Raw genomic sequence first — 15,333 nt, 5'->3', positions numbered from 1 at the left:
TTCTTTCTGTGTTCTTTCTGGGCACTTTCCGTGCGGTTAGAGAAGCGGCGGCGGGCCGACGCGGTGGGACGTGGCAATGAATCGGTCGAGCTTTTGCGGGGATTCGTCGCGCAGGTAGACAGCGAGCAGCCGCATCAGGTTGAGCGTGACGTCTTCCGGATTGGCGCTGGAGCGCACGAGCCGCGCGGACGCGAGGTAGTCGCCTTCGCGTGCGGTCTCGAACAATGCGATGGCTTCGAGCCATGCGCCCATGTTGGAGTCATCAAGTCCCATACCGGCGAATAATAGAGTTCGTTACGCCGAACTTGCAAGTGCTGTGTTGTCGTACGGCCTCCGTTTGTGGGTGGCAAAGTAGACTTGCGCACCATGGCCAAGGCGGATCTGGACAAAAAACCCTTCGACGTTGCCGGCATGTTCGACGACGTGGGCAAAAATTACGACAAAACCAACACTGTGCTGTCGTTCGGCCTGGACAAGCACTGGCGACGCCGCACGCGCGAGCGCCTCAACCTGCAGCCCGGCGAGCTCGTGCTGGATCTCGCCGCCGGCACCGCCGTATCCACTGTGGAGCTGGGCAAGTCCGGCGCGTGGGTGGTGGCCTGCGACTTCTCCCAGGGCATGCTCGCCGCCGGCAAAGACCGCGACGTGCCCAAGGTCGTCGGTGATGCGATGCACCTGCCGTTCGCCGATGGCACCTTCGACGCGGTGACCATCTCCTACGGGCTTCGCAACGTCCACGACTTCGAAGCCGGCCTGCGCGAAATGGCGCGCGTGACCAAGCCGGGCGGGCGCCTGGCCGTCAACGAGTTCTCCACCCCCGTCGTGCCGGGTTTTCGCACCCTGTACAAGGAGTACCTGCCGCTGGCGGTGCCGGCGCTGGCGAAGCTGTTTTCCTCCAACGCGGAGGCCTACGAGTACCTCGCCGAATCCATCCGCGCCTGGCCGGGCCAGGAAGAGCTCGCCGCGGCGATCAACGCCAACGGCTGGTCGGACGCCGGCTGGCAGAACCTCACCGGCGGCATCGTCGCGCTGCATAGCGCGGTCAAGCCGGCCTAGCGAACGTCCCAGAGCGGCTGGTCGCCCGACACCGCCCGCGCGCCCTTGCCGGCCATGCGCCACAGCCTTGCGACGAGGTCCGTGTCCTCCTCGGCCACCAGGTTGCCCATCAGCCGTGCCGCTGCCGGCATGAGGTAGCGCCCGCCCAGCCCGCGCAGTGCCACCGGTCCCGCCAGCGGCAAAAACTGCGGGTACGTCAACAGGCGTGCCAAGGTGCGGGCCAGGGTGAACGCCTCGCCGTAGCGCTCGCGCAGAAGCGCCGGCCAGGCAAGGGTGAGGTCGTCGCCGGCCGCGATCAGCTCGACGGCGGCGACCGCTGTTTCCAGGCCGTAGTCGATGCCCTCGCCGTTGAGCGGGTTCACGCACGCCGCGGCGTCGCCGACCAGCGCCCAGTTCGGCCCCGCCACGTTGGACACAGCCCCGCCCATCGGCAGAAGCGCCGAGGCCACCGACTGCTCCGGCCCAAGCTCCCAGGCCTCGCGCTGTCGCTCGGCGTACTGGCCAAGCAGCTTCTTCGTGTTCACCCGCGCCGGGCGGGCATCGGTAGAAAGCGCGCCGCAGCCCAAGTTCACCTCCCCGTCGCCCAAGGGGAAGATCCAGCCGTAGCCGGGTTGGATGTCACAGGAGGCGTCGCGAAGCTCAACGTGCGAGTGCATCCACTCCTCACCCGAATGCGGCGAGGCGCAGTAGCTGCGGGCGGCGATGCCGTACACCTGGCCGCGGTGCCACGTGCGCCCCAGCATCTTGCCCACGGGCGAGCGCACGCCGTCGGCCACGATCACCCACTTGGCGCGCACCTCCTGTTCCGGGCCCTGAGGGGTCTCCACCGCGGCGATGCGCCCGCCGTCCATCCGTACGCCAGTGGCAGGGCAGGAGTGCCACACCTCGGCGCCGGCGGCCCGGGCGGCATCCACCAGCGCGGCGTCGAACACGCGGCGCGGGCTCGCCGACCCGAAAGTGCCGTACGCCCCGTCGGGCCACGGCGCGGTGACGTCCCCGCCGAAGCCGTGCAGCTTCAGCCCCCGGTTGCGGTAGGCGGGCAGCACATCTTCCAGCCCCAGCCGCTTGAGCGTTGCGACGGCCCGCGGGGTCAGCCCGTCGCCGCAGGTCTTGTCGCGGTCGGGCCCTTGGGCGTCGATAAGCAATGTGCTCAACCCCGCCCGCTGCGAGGCGATCGCCGCGGCCGAACCGCTGGGTCCGGCGCCGACGACGCAGACGTCGAAAAGTTTGCTCACCCGCAACATTGTGCCAGAGCGCATCGCGCCACTTTGATGCTGATACGGTTAGTGAGTCTTATACCCACCTTTGCAAGGACGCTCTCGATGACGCAAGGCACCACCCCGTCCCCGCGCAACGGCTTCAGCGCCAACCTTGGGGGCGAGGAGCTCAACGCACGCATGAAGTCGGGGCTTAGCGCCGTAGAAGACCTGCTCATGCAGGAGCTATCGCGGGGCGAAGACTTCATCACCGACAAAATCACCCACCTCGCTGCCGCCGGCGGGAAACGCTTCCGCCCCATGATGGCGCTGCTGTGCGCCGAGTTTGGGCCCGAGCCGAGGCACGACAACGTCATCCGCGGCGCCGTGGTGACCGAGATGGTGCATCTGGCCACCCTGTACCACGACGACGTGATGGATGAGGCGGAGCGACGCCGCGGCGTGGAATCGGCCAACGAGCGGTGGAGCAACACCGTGGCCATCCTCGCCGGCGACGTCCTGTTCGCCCACGCTTCGCGCCTGATGAGCCAAACGGACCTGGAAACCGTCGCGCACTTCGCCGACACCTTCGAGGAACTGGTCACCGGCCAGATGCGCGAAACCGTCGGCCCGGGCGAGGGCGAGGACCCGGTGGAGCACTACCTGAAGGTCATCGATGAGAAAACGGCCGTGCTCATCGGCTCCGCCGCACACCTGGGTTCGCGGCACTCCGGTGCGTCGCCCGAGGTGGTCGAATCGTGCACCCGCGTGGGTAACGCGGTGGGGATGGTCTTCCAGATCGTCGACGACATCATCGACATCTTCTCCGACCCGGAGCAGTCCGGTAAGACCCCCGGCACCGACCTGCGCGAAGGCGTGTTCACGCTGCCCGTGCTCTACGCGCTGGAGGAAGACTCGGAGGCAGGGGAGGAGTTGCGCGGCATGCTCACAGGGCCATTGCTTGACGACGCTTCCGTCAACCGCGCCCTCGAACTCCTCCGCGCCACCCGCGGCCGCGAGCGCGCGCTGGAAACAGTGCGCGGCTACCTCGATGAGGTGGAGCGCGAGCTCGACGCGCTGCCGGACGTGCCGGCGCGCGAGGCGCTGCGCCAGATGACCCGCCTGACCGTCGACCGCGTGGGGTAGACCTGCGGATTTGCGTTCCGTGCGGTGCGGTGTTGTAGAGTAAATCCCGCACTTTAAACGTGCACGCCAGGTTGCCCGAGCGGCCAAAGGGAGCGGACTGTAAATCCGCCGGCATTGCCTTCAGAAGTTCGAATCTTCTACCTGGCACAGAATAAGGACACCCCGTCGTTTCCATCACGGAAGCGACGGGGTGTTGCCGTTGCGGCGGGTGCGTGCGGTGCGGGGCTCGGTGGCGCGGCGGAGCTTCGTCGTAAAGCGTGCCTTGCGTGGATGCGAAAACGTGAACTGTCCAGGCGATTTGTGTTTGGAAACGGTATCGGGTTAATCTTCTCAAGGCTTCAACGGAGCGGGTCAGAGCGAAAGCGAAGATCCACAACTTAGAGGCTGTGCCCCCTTAGCTCAGTCGGCAGAGCGTTTCCATGGTAAGGAAAAGGTCGACAGTTCGATTCTGTCAGGGGGCTCTGTTGTTTGCTGGGGCTTTCCCACTCGATAAGCGGGCGCCAGCGAGCACATGGCGGTGTAGCTCAGTGGTAGAGCAAGCGACTCATAATCGCTGTGTCGAGAGTTCAATTCTCTCCATCGCTACTCACCTCAAGCGGGTTTCCCGTGGTAGGGTTAGGCGCACTGTTTCCAAGCGGTGCCCTAGGGGCGTGGCGCAATTGGTAGCGCAACGGTCTCCAAAACCGTAGGTTGCAGGTTCGAGTCCTGTCGCCCCTGCCAAAACACATGGAGGAGTTTTCGTGACAAATCCCAACGGCCAGAACCCTTCGCAGCCGACCGGTAAGCGTCAGCTGCGCGGGGTTTCCGCTGTCTCCACCGACACGTACGAGGAGAAGCACGCCCCGGCGAAGCAGGAGCCGAACCCGGAGGAAGAGCGCGGCGGTTCCGTCGGCCAGTTCCCGGGTGAAGTTGTTTCGGAGATGAAGAAAGTCATCTGGCCCACCGGCAGCCAGATGCTCAACTACACCCTCATCGTGTTCGCGTTCATGATCGTCATGACGCTGCTCGTGTGGGGTACCGACCAGCTTGCGGCGTGGCTGATTCGCTGGATCCTCGTCCCTTAAGCTAAACTGCGCAGAGTACACGTTTTCCCGCCGCCTCCAACCGGAGGTAAGGCGGGATAAATTTTTGCCCGGTACCCTGGGCACAACAAACGCGAACCTGTGAGGAGATGACAATGACTGAGGCAAACAAAGACGTCCAAGGTGCAGTTGAAAACAACGAGCAGGAGATGATCGACGAGGGTGCTCCGGTGCAGGAGAGCACCGACCCCACCAACGACGGCGACGACCACCCGGGCGGCACCGACAACGAGGCAGGTGACTCCTCCGACGAGGAGCCTGCGAGTAGCCCCGGGGAAGACACCGTAGCCGACGCTGCCGCTGCAGACGCTGATTCCGCGGAAGCCTCTGAGGTGGAAGAGGAAGCGGTGCAGGATACGGACTTGGCGGTCGCGGAGTCGTCGATAAGCGATGGCGATATAAGCGACTTCGACGCCGAGTACAAGAAGCGCCTGCGCGAGTACACCCGCGAGCTGAAGAAGCAGCCGGGCGACTGGTACATCATCCAGAGCTACTCGGGCTACGAGAACAAGGTGAAGACAAACCTTGACATGCGTATCCAGACCCTTGAGGTGGAGGACTCCATCTACGAGGTTGTCGTGCCCGTCGAGCAGGTGTTGGAGAAGGACAAGAACGGCAAGAACAAGCTGGTCAAGCGCAAGCTTCTGCCCGGCTACGTGCTCGTGCGCATGGACATGAACGACGCGGCGTGGTCCGTGGTGCGCGAAACCCCGGGCGTGACGTCGTTCGTGGGCAACGAGGGCAACGCCACCCCGGTGAAGCACCGTGATGTGGCGAAGTTCCTTCTGCCGAAGTCCGCCGCCGGCGCGAAGCCCGAGGTCACCGCCGAGGGCGAGACCGTGGTGAACATGCCGGAGGAGCAGTCGCCGTCCAAGGTTACGCACGACTACCAGGTGGGCGAGGCCGTGACCATCCTGTCCGGCGCGCTGGCCTCCGTCTCCGCCACGATCAACGCGATCGACCCGGAGACCGGCAAGATCGAGGCGCTCGTGTCCATCTTCGGCCGCGAGACCCCGGTGGAGCTCACCGCCGACCAAATCGAGCGCATCATGTAAGCATTTTGCTTATCGACGGCTCCGTCGGTAACGTTGCACGTCGCCCGTGTCTATTTCGCGGGCGACGTTTTCGTTTCATCCCCGGTGGCTGGCACACGCTGGCATCCGGAAGCTCCCGCGGCTGGCCATTGCCGCAGGTGCTGTACCTAGGAGGTTTTTATGGCAAAGAAGAAGGTCACTGGTCTGATCAAGCTTCAGATCGAGGCTGGCATGGCAAACCCGGCCCCGCCGGTTGGTCCGGCTCTTGGTGCGCACGGCGTGAACATTGTTGAGTTCACCAAGGCGTACAACGCTGCGACCGAGTCCATGCGCGGCAACATTGTCCCGGTGGAGATCACGGTCTACGAGGACCGCTCCTTCGACTTCATCCTGAAGTCCCCGCCGGCTGCGTCCCTGCTGCTCAAGGCTGCTGGCCTGCAGAAGGGCTCCGGCGTTCCGCACACTGACAAGGTGGGCAAGGTCACCTGGGATCAGTGCAAGGAGATCGCGGAGACGAAGAAGAACGACCTCAACGCCCGTGACATCGAGGCTGGTGCGGCGATCATCGCCGGTACCGCGCGCTCCATGGGCATCGACGTGATCAAGTAACACCCCACTTTTTCCGTGGCAGGGCCTTTAGCCTGGCCCGCACCACATTCCCCGCTGCGCTGAGCGAGTGCGGCATGAAAGGAACTGAACATGGCTAAGAAATCCAAGCGTTACCTCGAGCAGCTGGCGAAGGTGGACCGCGAGGCGCTGTACCACCCGCTCGACGCAGTCACCCTGGCGAAGGAGACGTCCTCCGACAAGTACGACGCCACCATCGACGTCGCAATGCGCCTGTCCGTCGACCCGCGCAAGGCCGACCAGCTGGTTCGCGGCACCGTGAACCTGCCGCACGGTACTGGTAAGACCGTCCGCGTGGCTGTCTTCGCTGAGGGCGAGAACGCAACCAAGGCTCAGGAGGCTGGCGCCGACATCGTTGGCACCGACGAGCTGATCGAGCAGATTAACAACGGCCAGATCGACTTCGACGTTGCCATCGCAACGCCGGACCAGATGGCCAAGGTTGGCCGCGTCGCCCGCGTGCTGGGCCCGCGTGGTCTCATGCCGAACCCGAAGACCGGCACCGTCACCCCGGACGTGGCGAAGGCCATCCAGGACTCCAAGGGCGGCAAGATCGCTTTCCGCGTGGACAAGGCTTCGAACCTGCACGCGCTGATCGGCAAGGCATCCTTCACCCCGGAGCAGCTCGCTGAGAACTACGGCGCGCTTCTCGACGAGGTCATCCGCCTCAAGCCCGCATCCGCCAAGGGCATCTACCTGAAGAAGATCGCCGTCTCGGCGACCCAGGGCCCGGGCGTGCCGGTTGACCCGAACGTGCAGAAGAACTACTCCCAGAAGGACTAGTTCCTGGAGTTCTCGGGGTGCTCCGTTTTCCAGGGGTCCTAGCAGTTTCACCCCTGGAAACTGAAGCCTGATACCCGCCACGGCTGCGTTTCTTGCGCGGCCGCGGCGGGTTTCTTTTTGGTGTTCGGGAGCTCGCCAGGCGCTGGTTGCTGGCTGCCGGTTCCCAGCCGCCAGCCGCCAGCCGCCAAGCCGCCAGCCGCCAAGCCGCCAGCCGCCAGCCGCCAGCCGCCAGCCGCCAGCCGCCAGCCGCCAAGCCGCACTTTCCGCCGATAAAGGCGCTGTTCCCCGCCCGGGTTGTAGACCCCAACGCTGGGGTCTACTTCGCCGGCACCGCATGTAGACGCCAGCGCTGGGGTCTACCACAAAAGCGCAGGTCGTAACATCTCTGGCGTCTACAACACACGCTGGGGTCTACTTCAGACCGCCGCAATGTAGACGCCAGCGCTGGGGTCTACAACCGCGAGGCGTGATCGTGCCAAAGATGACATCGGCGGCCGCATTTGCCCGGGAAACGGGAGCGGAATGGTTTTCAACCTTGGGGCTGCCATCTTTCCCACGAGGGCAGGGTGGGGCCCGGCCGCTGCCGCCAAACCCAGCTAGAAGGATTGGCAATTTCGGTGAAAAACGACGAAGTTGCCATCCCAACTAGCTGAATTCAAGGCTGGCGGCCCAGGCCCTACCGCTGGCGGCCCAGGCCCTACCGCTGGCGGCCCAGGCCCTACCGCTGGCGGCCCAGACCCTGCCGACGGCGCGGCCGGGCCCAAAACACCATCCCGCCACACTGCGATTTGGTTCCTCGCGCAACGCCAAGTAAAGTACCCACCCGAAGTTTGAGTAACGCTCAAGTTTCACCGAAGACCGTCGGCCACTCTGGCAACAGAGTCGAAGGTATCCCGCAAGGGGTCGGCCCACGCAGGAGAAACGTGGCACATTCTACGATGCCTCGTGCTTCTGCACGGGGTTTTTCGCTTTCTCTAGCGAAGGGCTCCGGCGGACAGGAAAACGAAGAATCGGAAGGAGGCGTGTGTCATGGCAAACCCGAAGAACACCAAAGAGCTCGAAGAGCTCAAGGGCAAGTTCGCTGAGGCTAACTCCATCGTGCTCACTGAGTACCGTGGCCTGACCGTTGGTCAGCTGCAGGAGCTGCGCGGCGAGCTGGGTTTTGATGTCGAGTACCACGTCGCCAAGAACACCCTCATCAAGATCGCTGCGAACGAGCAGGGGATCGAGGGTCTCGATGATCTTCTCACCGGCCCGACCGCTGTCGCCTTCATTCAGGGCGATGCAGCTGTCGACGCTGCGAAGGTGATGAAGAAGTTCAACAAGGACCACGACGCGTTCGTGATCAAGGGCGGCTTCATGGACGGCAACGTCCTCGATGCTTCCCAGGTCGACGCTCTGGCCGAGATGGACAACCGCGAGACCACCCTTGCGAAGATCGCTGGTGCCTTCCAGGGTTCCTTGGCAAAGGCTGCCGGCCTGTTCCAGGCTCCGGCGTCCAAGACCGCCCGCCTTGTCGCTGCGCTGCAGGACAAGCAGGACGAAGCTGCATAAGACTTACACCACATACAACTGGGCGAACGGGTAAACGGTCGCCCGCAACAGAAAGGATGCCATTATGGCTAAGCTGTCCAAGGACGAGCTCATTGAGCAGTTCAAGGAAATGACCCTCATCGAGCTTTCCGAGTTCCTGAAGGAGTTCGAGGAGGTCTTCGACGTGACCGCTGCTGCTCCGGTTGCCGTTGCGGCTGCTGGTGCTCCGGCTGCTGGCGGCGAGGCTGCCGCTGAGGAGAAGGACGAGTTCGACGTCGTGCTCGAGAACGCTGGCGACAAGAAGATCGGCGTGATCAAGGTCGTGCGCGAGCTGGTTCCGGGCCTGGGCCTGAAGGACGCCAAGGAAATGGTCGAGGGTGCTCCGAAGGCTATCCTCGAGGGTGCCAACAAGGACGACGCCGAGGCTGCGAAGACCAAGCTGGAAGAGGCTGGCGCTACCGTCACCCTCAAGTAAGCACTTTTCGCTTATCTGCGTTTCCCCCGTCTCCGCGTTTCACCGCGGCGGCGGGGGTTTCGCTTACCCTGGGGCGCTATGGAGAAAATGCGCGAGCTTATCGACGTCACCAACCCGGCAACCGGAGCCGTCCTCGGGCAGGTTCCGCGGGGCACCGAGGACGACGTGGAGGAGGCGTTCACCAGGGCCCGGCGGGCGCAGGCGCAGTGGGCGCGGACGAGCTTGGGGGAGCGCGCCCGTGTGCTGAAGCGCCTGCACAACCTGGTCATCGACGGCCGCGATGAGCTGATGGATCTCATCCAGGATGAGAACGGCAAGAATCGTCTCTCGGCGCTGGAAGAAGTGATGGACGTTGCGATGACGGCGCGCTATTACGCCTATAACGGGGCGAAGGTGGTGCGGACGAAGCGTCGTAAAGCATTTGCTCCTGTGCTCACCTCTACCTGGGAGCAGCGCCCGCCGAAGGGCGTGGTGGGCGTGATCGCGCCGTTTAATTACCCGCTTTCGCTGGCGGTGTCGGATGCGCTGCCGGCGTTGATGGCGGGCAATGCGGTGGTGGTCAAGCCGGACGAGCGCACGCCGCTTTCGGCGCTCAAAGCCCAGGAGCTGCTGGCGCTTGCGGGGCTGCCGGACGGGGTGTTCCAGGTGGTCACCGGCACCGGTGAGGAGGTGGGCCAGGCGATCGTGCAGCGTTGCGACTTCCTCATGTTCACCGGTTCCACGGCAACGGGGGCGAAGCTGGCGCAGCAGGCGGCGGCGCGTCTGATTGATTACTCGATGGAACTCGGCGGCAAGAACGCGATGATCGTGGCGCCCGATGCGCCGCTCGAGCGTGCGGTGGAGGGTGCGTGGGCGGCGTGCTTCGCCAACTCGGGGCAGCTGTGCATTTCCATCGAGCGGATGTACGTCCACGCGGATGTGGCGGAGACGTTCATCCCTGCGTTCGTGGAGCGCGTGCGGGGGATGAAGGTGGGTGCGGGGCGCGAGTGGGAGCTGGATATGGGCTCGCAGATTTCGGCCGAGCACACCGACCGCATCGAGGCGTTTGTGAACGACGCGGTGGCGAAGGGCGCCCGTGTGCTTACAGGTGGGCACCGAACGGGGCCCGCGTTTTTCGAGCCCACAGTGCTTATCGACGTTCCCCCGTCCGCCGACCTGCACACCCAGGAAGTGTTCGGCCCCGTGGTGTACGTCGAGGTGGTGGAGTCGCTGGCGCAGGCGGTGAAGCGCGCGAACGCGAGCGACTACGGGCTGAACGCCTCAGTGTGGGCGGCGCCCGCGACTGCCCGGCAGCTCGCGTCGCAGCTGCAGTGCGGCACCGTGAACATCAACGAGGGCTACGCCCCGGCGTGGAGCACGATGGACGCGCCGATGGGTGGCTGGAAACGTTCCGGTACGGGCCGACGCCACGGTGAACACGGCATTTTGAAGTACACCGAGCCGCGCAATGTGACCTTAACGCGCGGGATGAATCTGGTGGCGAACGGGCTGCCGCGCGCCGAGTTCGCCGACGCGATGGCGGCGGCGTTGAAATGGGGCCGGGGGCTGCTGCGCTAAACTGGCGCACCATGCTGCCTAAATCCAGGGTTTTGTCCACGCTGCTCGCCGGGCTCGGCGTGGCGTTGATGGTCGCTGGGTTGCTCGCGCCGCGGGTGCTGCTTTCCGGGGCGCGCCTGCCGTTGGACTTGGGGCAGGCGACGTGGACTATCGAGGACGCGGAGGGCACGCGCGACGGCGAGCCGGCTCCGGTGGTGCGTCAGCTACACATGGAGATCCAGAACCCGTCTGACGACGACACCGCCAGCGTGCGCATCGGCGATACGGTGCGCGCCGGCGATGCGGGCAGCGATTTCGACAACCTCGTCTCCGCGTCCACCTGGTCCTACGTGCTGGACCGGGTCACAGGTAGTGCGCAGGGGGACGCGCAGGTACAGCTGGTGATGGCTATGCCGCCAGCGCAGGTGCCTATCGACGGTGCCTGGTTGAAGTTCCCCGCCCCCGCGCCTAAGGAAGCGGTGCAGGTGTTTGACCCGATGCTGCGCGGATCGACACCCGCGCAGTTCGTGGGTGAGGAAGAGATCGCGGGGCGCACCGTGTACCGCTATTCCCAGGTGGTGGAGCCGACGAACGTTGCGCTGCGATACGCGGACATGCGCAACACGCTGGCTGTGCCGGGTGAAAACGGCGGGCAGATTCGCACCTTCCTCTTCCACCGCGCCGAGCGTGAGCTGCTGGTGGACCAGATCACCGGGGTAGTGGTGGGCATCGACGAGATGGTGGACGACTACTACGCCACGGAAGACGGGCGGGGAGTGCGCAACATCGTCACTTACGACGGGAAGATGGACCGCGCGCAGACCGAGGAACTGCTGCGCCGCCTTGGGAACTCGCACGCGCCGTCGACGCAGCGGGCGTGGCAGTGGGGGATTGCCGGCCTGGGTGCGATGTTGCTGGCGGCGGGATTGATTGGGGCGCTGCGCCCGGGGCGCCGGTAGGTGCCGGGAGTCGCCGGCAGCCGTCGATAAGCCGTCGATAAGCAAAGTGCCCCAAAACGCCGTTGCGGTTGCGGCCTGTGCGCAGATCGGTGTTAGACTTCCCCGCATTGTGGCGACGGGCTGAGGGATCCCGGATCGCCTTTACAAGTTCCAGCTTTTGGTCTAAGCTGAGTCGTTGCGCTGGAAGCCGTCTCCAGCCATCTGCAGAAACCTTGTTCAACGTCAATTTTGGCTGCATTTGACAAGGTGATTTTGCTGTTTCTGGGGGCGGGTCTTCCGAAGCAGACCGAATGCTAACTTTACCTGCGGAAACGCCACCAGCTCGCGCAAGCCAGAGCGGGCTGGGCGACGTACCGCCCAAGGTGCTGGAAGGACCCAACTTGGCAGTCTCAGACCAGACCATGAATATGGCTGATATCCCCGGGGCTCCCGAACGTTACTCGTTCGCGAAGATTAATGAGCCCATTACCGTCCCCGGGCTTCTAGATGTGCAGCTCGAATCCTTTGCGTGGCTCGTGGGCACGGAGGAGTGGCGCGAGCGCGAGCAGGCGAACCGTGGCGCGGACGCCCGCGTGACGAGCGGCCTGGAGGACATCCTCGAGGAGATTTCTCCGATTGAGGATTACTCCGGCAACATGAGCCTGACGCTCTCCGAGCCGCGCTTCGAAGACGTGAAGTACACGATCGACGAGGCGAAAGAGAAGGACATCAACTACTCAGCTCCGCTGTACGTCACTGCGGAGTTCATTAACAACGACACGCAGGAGATCAAGTCCCAGACCGTGTTCATCGGCGATTTCCCGCTGATGACGGACAAGGGCACCTTTATTGTCAACGGCACCGAGCGTGTCGTTGTCTCCCAGCTCGTGCGCTCGCCGGGTGTCTACTTCGACGAGACGATTGATAAGTCCACCGAGCGCCCGCTGCACTCCGTGAAGGTGATCCCGTCGCGCGGTGCGTGGCTGGAGTTTGACGTGGATAAGCGCGACACCGTCGGTGTGCGCATCGACCGCAAGCGCCGCCAGCCGGTCACCGTGCTGCTCAAGGCGCTGGGTTGGACCACGGAGCAGATCACGGAGCGCTTCGGCTTCTCCGAGATCATGATGTCCACGCTGGAAAACGACGGTGTGAACAACACGGACGAGGCGCTGCTGGAGATCTACCGCAAGCAGCGTCCGGGCGAGCAGCCGACGCGCGATCTGGCGCAGTCGCTGCTGGAGAACTCGTTCTTCAAGGCGAAGCGCTACGACCTGGCCCGTGTGGGCCGCTACAAGGTCAACCGCAAGCTGGGGCTCGGTGGCGACCATGACGGTCTGATGGTGCTCACCGAGGAAGACATCGCCACCACGCTGGAGTACCTTGTGCGCCTGCACGCCGGTGAGACCGAGATGACGTCGCCGGAGGGCCAGGTCATCCCGATCAACACCGACGACATCGACCACTTCGGCAACCGCCGCCTGCGCACCGTGGGTGAGCTGATCCAGAACCAGGTCCGCGTCGGCCTGTCCCGCATGGAGCGTGTCGTGCGCGAGCGCATGACCACCCAGGACGCGGAGTCGATCACTCCTACGTCGCTGATTAACGTGCGCCCGGTCTCTGCGGCTATCCGCGAGTTTTTCGGCACCTCGCAGTTGTCGCAGTTCATGGACCAGAACAACTCCCTGTCCGGCCTGACGCACAAGCGCCGCCTGTCCGCGCTCGGCCCGGGCGGCCTGAGCCGTGAGCGTGCCGGCATCGAGGTGCGAGACGTGCACCCGTCGCACTACGGCCGCATGTGCCCGATTGAGACCCCTGAGGGTCCGAACATCGGCCTGATCGGCGCGCTGGCTTCCTACGCCCGCGTAAACCCGTTCGGCTTCATCGAGACGCCGTACCAGAAGGTTGAAAACGGCAAGCTCACCGACCAGATCGACTACCTCACCGCCGACGAGGAGGACCGCTACGCCATCGCGCAGGCGGCCACCCCGATGGACAAGGACGGCAACCTCACCGGTGAGCGCATCGAGGTCCGCCTGAAGGACGGCGACATCGGCGTCGTCGGCCCGCAGGGCGTGGACTACCTCGATATTTCCCCGCGCCAGATGGTTTCCGTCGCGACCGCGATGATCCCGTTCCTGGAGCACGACGACGCGAACCGCGCGCTGATGGGCGCGAACATGCAGAAGCAGGCTGTGCCGCTGCTGCGCTCCGAGGCGGCGTACGTGGCCACCGGTATGGAGCAGCGCGCTGCGTACGACGCGGGCGATGTGGTCATCTCGAAGAAGTCCGGCGTGGTGGAGAACGTCACCGGCGACTTCATCACCGTGATGGACGACGAGGGCGGCCGCGACACCTACATGCTGCGCACGTTCGAGCGCACCAACCAGGGCACCTGCTACAACCAGACCCCGATCGTGGATGCGGGCGAGCGCGTCGAGGCCGGCCAGGTCATCGCCGACGGCCCGGGCACGAAGGACGGCGAGATGGCGCTCGGCCGCAACCTGCTGGTTGCGTTCATGCCGTGGGAAGGCCACAACTACGAGGACGCGATCATCCTCAACCAGCGCGTGGTGGAGGAGGACATCCTCACTTCCGTGCACATCGAGGAGCACGAGATCGACGCCCGCGACACCAAGCTGGGTGCCGAGGAGATCACGCGCGAGATCCCGAACGTCTCGGAGGACGTGCTGAAGGACCTCGACGAGCGCGGCATCATCCGCATCGGTGCGGACGTGCGCGACGGCGACATCCTGGTGGGCAAGGTCACCCCGAAGGGTGAGACCGAGCTGACGCCGGAGGAGCGCCTGCTGCGCGCCATCTTCGGCGAGAAGGCCCGCGAGGTGCGCGACACCTCTCTGAAGGTGCCGCACGGCGAGACCGGCAAGGTCATTGCGGTGCGCCGCTTCTCCCGCGAGGACGACGACGATCTGTCGCCGGGCGTGAACGAGATGATTCGCGTCTACGTTGCACAGAAGCGCAAGATTCAGGACGGCGACAAGATGGCCGGCCGCCACGGCAACAAGGGCGTTGTGGGCAAGATCCTGCCGCAAGAGGACATGCCGTTCATGGCGGACGGCACCCCGGTGGACATCCTGCTGAACACCCACGGTGTTCCGCGTCGTATGAACATCGGCCAGGTCCTCGAGGTGCACCTGGGCTGGCTGGCGAAGGCCGGCTGGACCGTGGACCCGGACGACCCCAAGAACGCCGCGCTTCTGGAGACGCTTCCGGAGCAGCTCTACGACGTCCCGGCCGACTCGCTCACCGCAACCCCGGTGTTCGACGGTGCGACCAACGACGAGATCGAGGGCCTGCTTTCGAACTCGAAGCCGAACCGCGACGGCGACGTCATGGTTGACGGCCAGGGCAAGACCGTGCTTTTCGACGGTCGCTCGGGAGAGCCGTACAAGTACCCGATCTCGGTCGGCTACATGTACATGCTGAAGCTGCACCACCTGGTGGACGAGAAGATCCACGCCCGCTCCACGGGCCCGTACTCCATGATTACGCAGCAGCCGTTGGGCGGTAAGGCCCAGTTCGGCGGCCAGCGCTTCGGCGAGATGGAGGTGTGGGCAATGCAGGCGTACGGTGCCGCCTACACCCTGCAGGAGCTTCTGACCATCAAGTCGGATGACGTGGTGGGCCGTGTGAAGGTCTACGAGGCGATTGTGAAGGGCGACAACATCCCGGACCCGGGTATCCCGGAGTCCTTCAAGGTGTTGCTCAAGGAGCTGCAGTCCCTGTGTCTGAACGTCGAGGTGCTGGCAACTGACGGCACCCCGATGGAGCTCGACGGCGACGACGACGAGTTCGACCAGGCCGGTTCCTCCCTCGGCATCAACCTCTCCCGTGATGAGGGTGCTGCGGCCGATACGGCTTAACGTCGTAAAGCAATTGCTTTTCGACGTCTCGACGAACGATCTTCCA

General features: G+C 64.5%; 13 protein-coding genes and 4 tRNA genes. 15 read left to right on the top strand and 2 right to left on the bottom strand.

Going from position 1 to position 15,333, the window contains the following annotated elements:
• Window positions 1-36 precede the first annotated feature (36 nt).
• Window positions 37-273: a hypothetical protein gene (locus HWX32_RS09445; protein WP_075466476.1), complete on the bottom strand. Its 237-nt coding sequence runs from the start codon at window positions 271-273 to the stop codon at window positions 37-39.
• Between the two features lie 93 nt (window positions 274-366).
• Between HWX32_RS09445 and HWX32_RS09440 the strand changes: the two genes are divergently transcribed.
• Window positions 367-1,056, top strand: a complete 690-nt coding sequence (locus HWX32_RS09440; RefSeq protein ID WP_075466474.1) for a demethylmenaquinone methyltransferase — start codon at window positions 367-369, stop codon at window positions 1,054-1,056.
• Here the strand turns inward: HWX32_RS09440 and HWX32_RS09435 are convergent.
• Complete coding sequence (locus tag HWX32_RS09435) at window positions 1,053-2,300, bottom strand: geranylgeranyl reductase family protein (RefSeq protein WP_175935868.1); 1,248 nt, start codon at window positions 2,298-2,300, stop codon at window positions 1,053-1,055. The genes HWX32_RS09440 and HWX32_RS09435 overlap by 4 nt on opposite strands.
• A gap of 78 nt (window positions 2,301-2,378) precedes the next feature.
• Between HWX32_RS09435 and HWX32_RS09430 the strand changes: the two genes are divergently transcribed.
• The 14 genes from HWX32_RS09430 (at window position 2,379) to HWX32_RS09365 (ending at window position 15,287) form a co-directional block, all read left to right on the top strand.
• On the top strand, window positions 2,379-3,398 hold the full coding sequence (locus HWX32_RS09430; RefSeq protein ID WP_175935650.1) for a polyprenyl synthetase family protein: 1,020 nt from the start codon (window positions 2,379-2,381) through the stop codon (window positions 3,396-3,398).
• Window positions 3,399-3,463: 65 nt separating this feature from the next.
• Window positions 3,464-3,545: transfer RNA gene (locus HWX32_RS09425), tRNA-Tyr, on the top strand.
• A 241-nt stretch (window positions 3,546-3,786) separates the two neighbouring features.
• Window positions 3,787-3,859: transfer RNA gene (locus HWX32_RS09420), tRNA-Thr, on the top strand.
• Window positions 3,860-3,911: 52 nt separating this feature from the next.
• Window positions 3,912-3,983, top strand: a tRNA-Met gene (locus HWX32_RS09415).
• A 59-nt stretch (window positions 3,984-4,042) separates the two neighbouring features.
• A tRNA-Trp gene (locus HWX32_RS09410) sits at window positions 4,043-4,118 on the top strand.
• A gap of 20 nt (window positions 4,119-4,138) precedes the next feature.
• Complete coding sequence (gene secE, locus HWX32_RS09405; protein WP_075466470.1) at window positions 4,139-4,462, top strand: preprotein translocase subunit SecE; 324 nt, start codon at window positions 4,139-4,141, stop codon at window positions 4,460-4,462.
• A 113-nt stretch (window positions 4,463-4,575) separates the two neighbouring features.
• Window positions 4,576-5,535: a transcription termination/antitermination protein NusG gene (gene nusG / locus HWX32_RS09400; RefSeq protein WP_254868387.1), complete on the top strand. Its 960-nt coding sequence runs from the start codon at window positions 4,576-4,578 to the stop codon at window positions 5,533-5,535.
• A 159-nt stretch (window positions 5,536-5,694) separates the two neighbouring features.
• The gene (rplK, locus tag HWX32_RS09395; RefSeq protein WP_075466466.1) at window positions 5,695-6,123 is read left to right on the top strand and encodes a 50S ribosomal protein L11; all 429 of its coding nucleotides are present in this window, start codon (window positions 5,695-5,697) and stop codon (window positions 6,121-6,123) included.
• A 90-nt stretch (window positions 6,124-6,213) separates the two neighbouring features.
• Window positions 6,214-6,924: a 50S ribosomal protein L1 gene (gene rplA / locus HWX32_RS09390; protein WP_075466464.1), complete on the top strand. Its 711-nt coding sequence runs from the start codon at window positions 6,214-6,216 to the stop codon at window positions 6,922-6,924.
• A gap of 1,029 nt (window positions 6,925-7,953) precedes the next feature.
• On the top strand, window positions 7,954-8,478 hold the full coding sequence (gene rplJ / locus HWX32_RS09385; RefSeq protein ID WP_075466462.1) for a 50S ribosomal protein L10: 525 nt from the start codon (window positions 7,954-7,956) through the stop codon (window positions 8,476-8,478).
• Between the two features lie 64 nt (window positions 8,479-8,542).
• Window positions 8,543-8,932: a 50S ribosomal protein L7/L12 gene (gene rplL / locus HWX32_RS09380; RefSeq protein WP_175935649.1), complete on the top strand. Its 390-nt coding sequence runs from the start codon at window positions 8,543-8,545 to the stop codon at window positions 8,930-8,932.
• Between the two features lie 78 nt (window positions 8,933-9,010).
• Window positions 9,011-10,489 (top strand): succinic semialdehyde dehydrogenase, encoded by a 1,479-nt coding sequence (locus HWX32_RS09375; protein ID WP_175935648.1) that lies wholly within the window; start codon window positions 9,011-9,013, stop codon window positions 10,487-10,489.
• A gap of 11 nt (window positions 10,490-10,500) precedes the next feature.
• The gene (locus HWX32_RS09370; RefSeq protein ID WP_175935647.1) at window positions 10,501-11,427 is read left to right on the top strand and encodes a DUF3068 domain-containing protein; all 927 of its coding nucleotides are present in this window, start codon (window positions 10,501-10,503) and stop codon (window positions 11,425-11,427) included.
• A gap of 362 nt (window positions 11,428-11,789) precedes the next feature.
• Window positions 11,790-15,287: a DNA-directed RNA polymerase subunit beta gene (locus HWX32_RS09365; protein WP_175935646.1), complete on the top strand. Its 3,498-nt coding sequence runs from the start codon at window positions 11,790-11,792 to the stop codon at window positions 15,285-15,287.
• The last annotated feature ends 46 nt before the right edge of the window (window positions 15,288-15,333 follow it).

The sequence above is a fragment of the Corynebacterium sp. Marseille-P4321 genome, assembly GCF_903645305.1.
Lineage (GTDB): Bacteria > Actinomycetota > Actinomycetes > Mycobacteriales > Mycobacteriaceae > Corynebacterium.
This window is presented reverse-complemented; position numbering and strand designations above follow the sequence as displayed.

What these genes read in the sequence shown, in the direction of transcription:
- rplJ (WP_075466462.1), top strand. Translation starts at nt 7,954, where the DNA reads ATGGCAAACCCGAAGAACACCAAAGAGCTCGAAGAGCTCAAGGGCAAG.
- HWX32_RS09370 (WP_175935647.1), top strand. Translation starts at nt 10,501, where the DNA reads ATGCTGCCTAAATCCAGGGTTTTGTCCACGCTGCTCGCCGGGCTCGGC.
- nusG (WP_254868387.1), top strand. Translation starts at nt 4,576, where the DNA reads ATGACTGAGGCAAACAAAGACGTCCAAGGTGCAGTTGAAAACAACGAG.
- HWX32_RS09445 (WP_075466476.1), bottom strand. Translation starts at nt 273, where the DNA reads ATGGGACTTGATGACTCCAACATGGGCGCATGGCTCGAAGCCATCGCA.
- HWX32_RS09440 (WP_075466474.1), top strand. Translation starts at nt 367, where the DNA reads ATGGCCAAGGCGGATCTGGACAAAAAACCCTTCGACGTTGCCGGCATG.
- HWX32_RS09430 (WP_175935650.1), top strand. Translation starts at nt 2,379, where the DNA reads ATGACGCAAGGCACCACCCCGTCCCCGCGCAACGGCTTCAGCGCCAAC.
- HWX32_RS09375 (WP_175935648.1), top strand. Translation starts at nt 9,011, where the DNA reads ATGGAGAAAATGCGCGAGCTTATCGACGTCACCAACCCGGCAACCGGA.
- HWX32_RS09435 (WP_175935868.1), bottom strand. Translation starts at nt 2,300, where the DNA reads ATGTTGCGGGTGAGCAAACTTTTCGACGTCTGCGTCGTCGGCGCCGGA.
- rplA (WP_075466464.1), top strand. Translation starts at nt 6,214, where the DNA reads ATGGCTAAGAAATCCAAGCGTTACCTCGAGCAGCTGGCGAAGGTGGAC.
- rplK (WP_075466466.1), top strand. Translation starts at nt 5,695, where the DNA reads ATGGCAAAGAAGAAGGTCACTGGTCTGATCAAGCTTCAGATCGAGGCT.
- rplL (WP_175935649.1), top strand. Translation starts at nt 8,543, where the DNA reads ATGGCTAAGCTGTCCAAGGACGAGCTCATTGAGCAGTTCAAGGAAATG.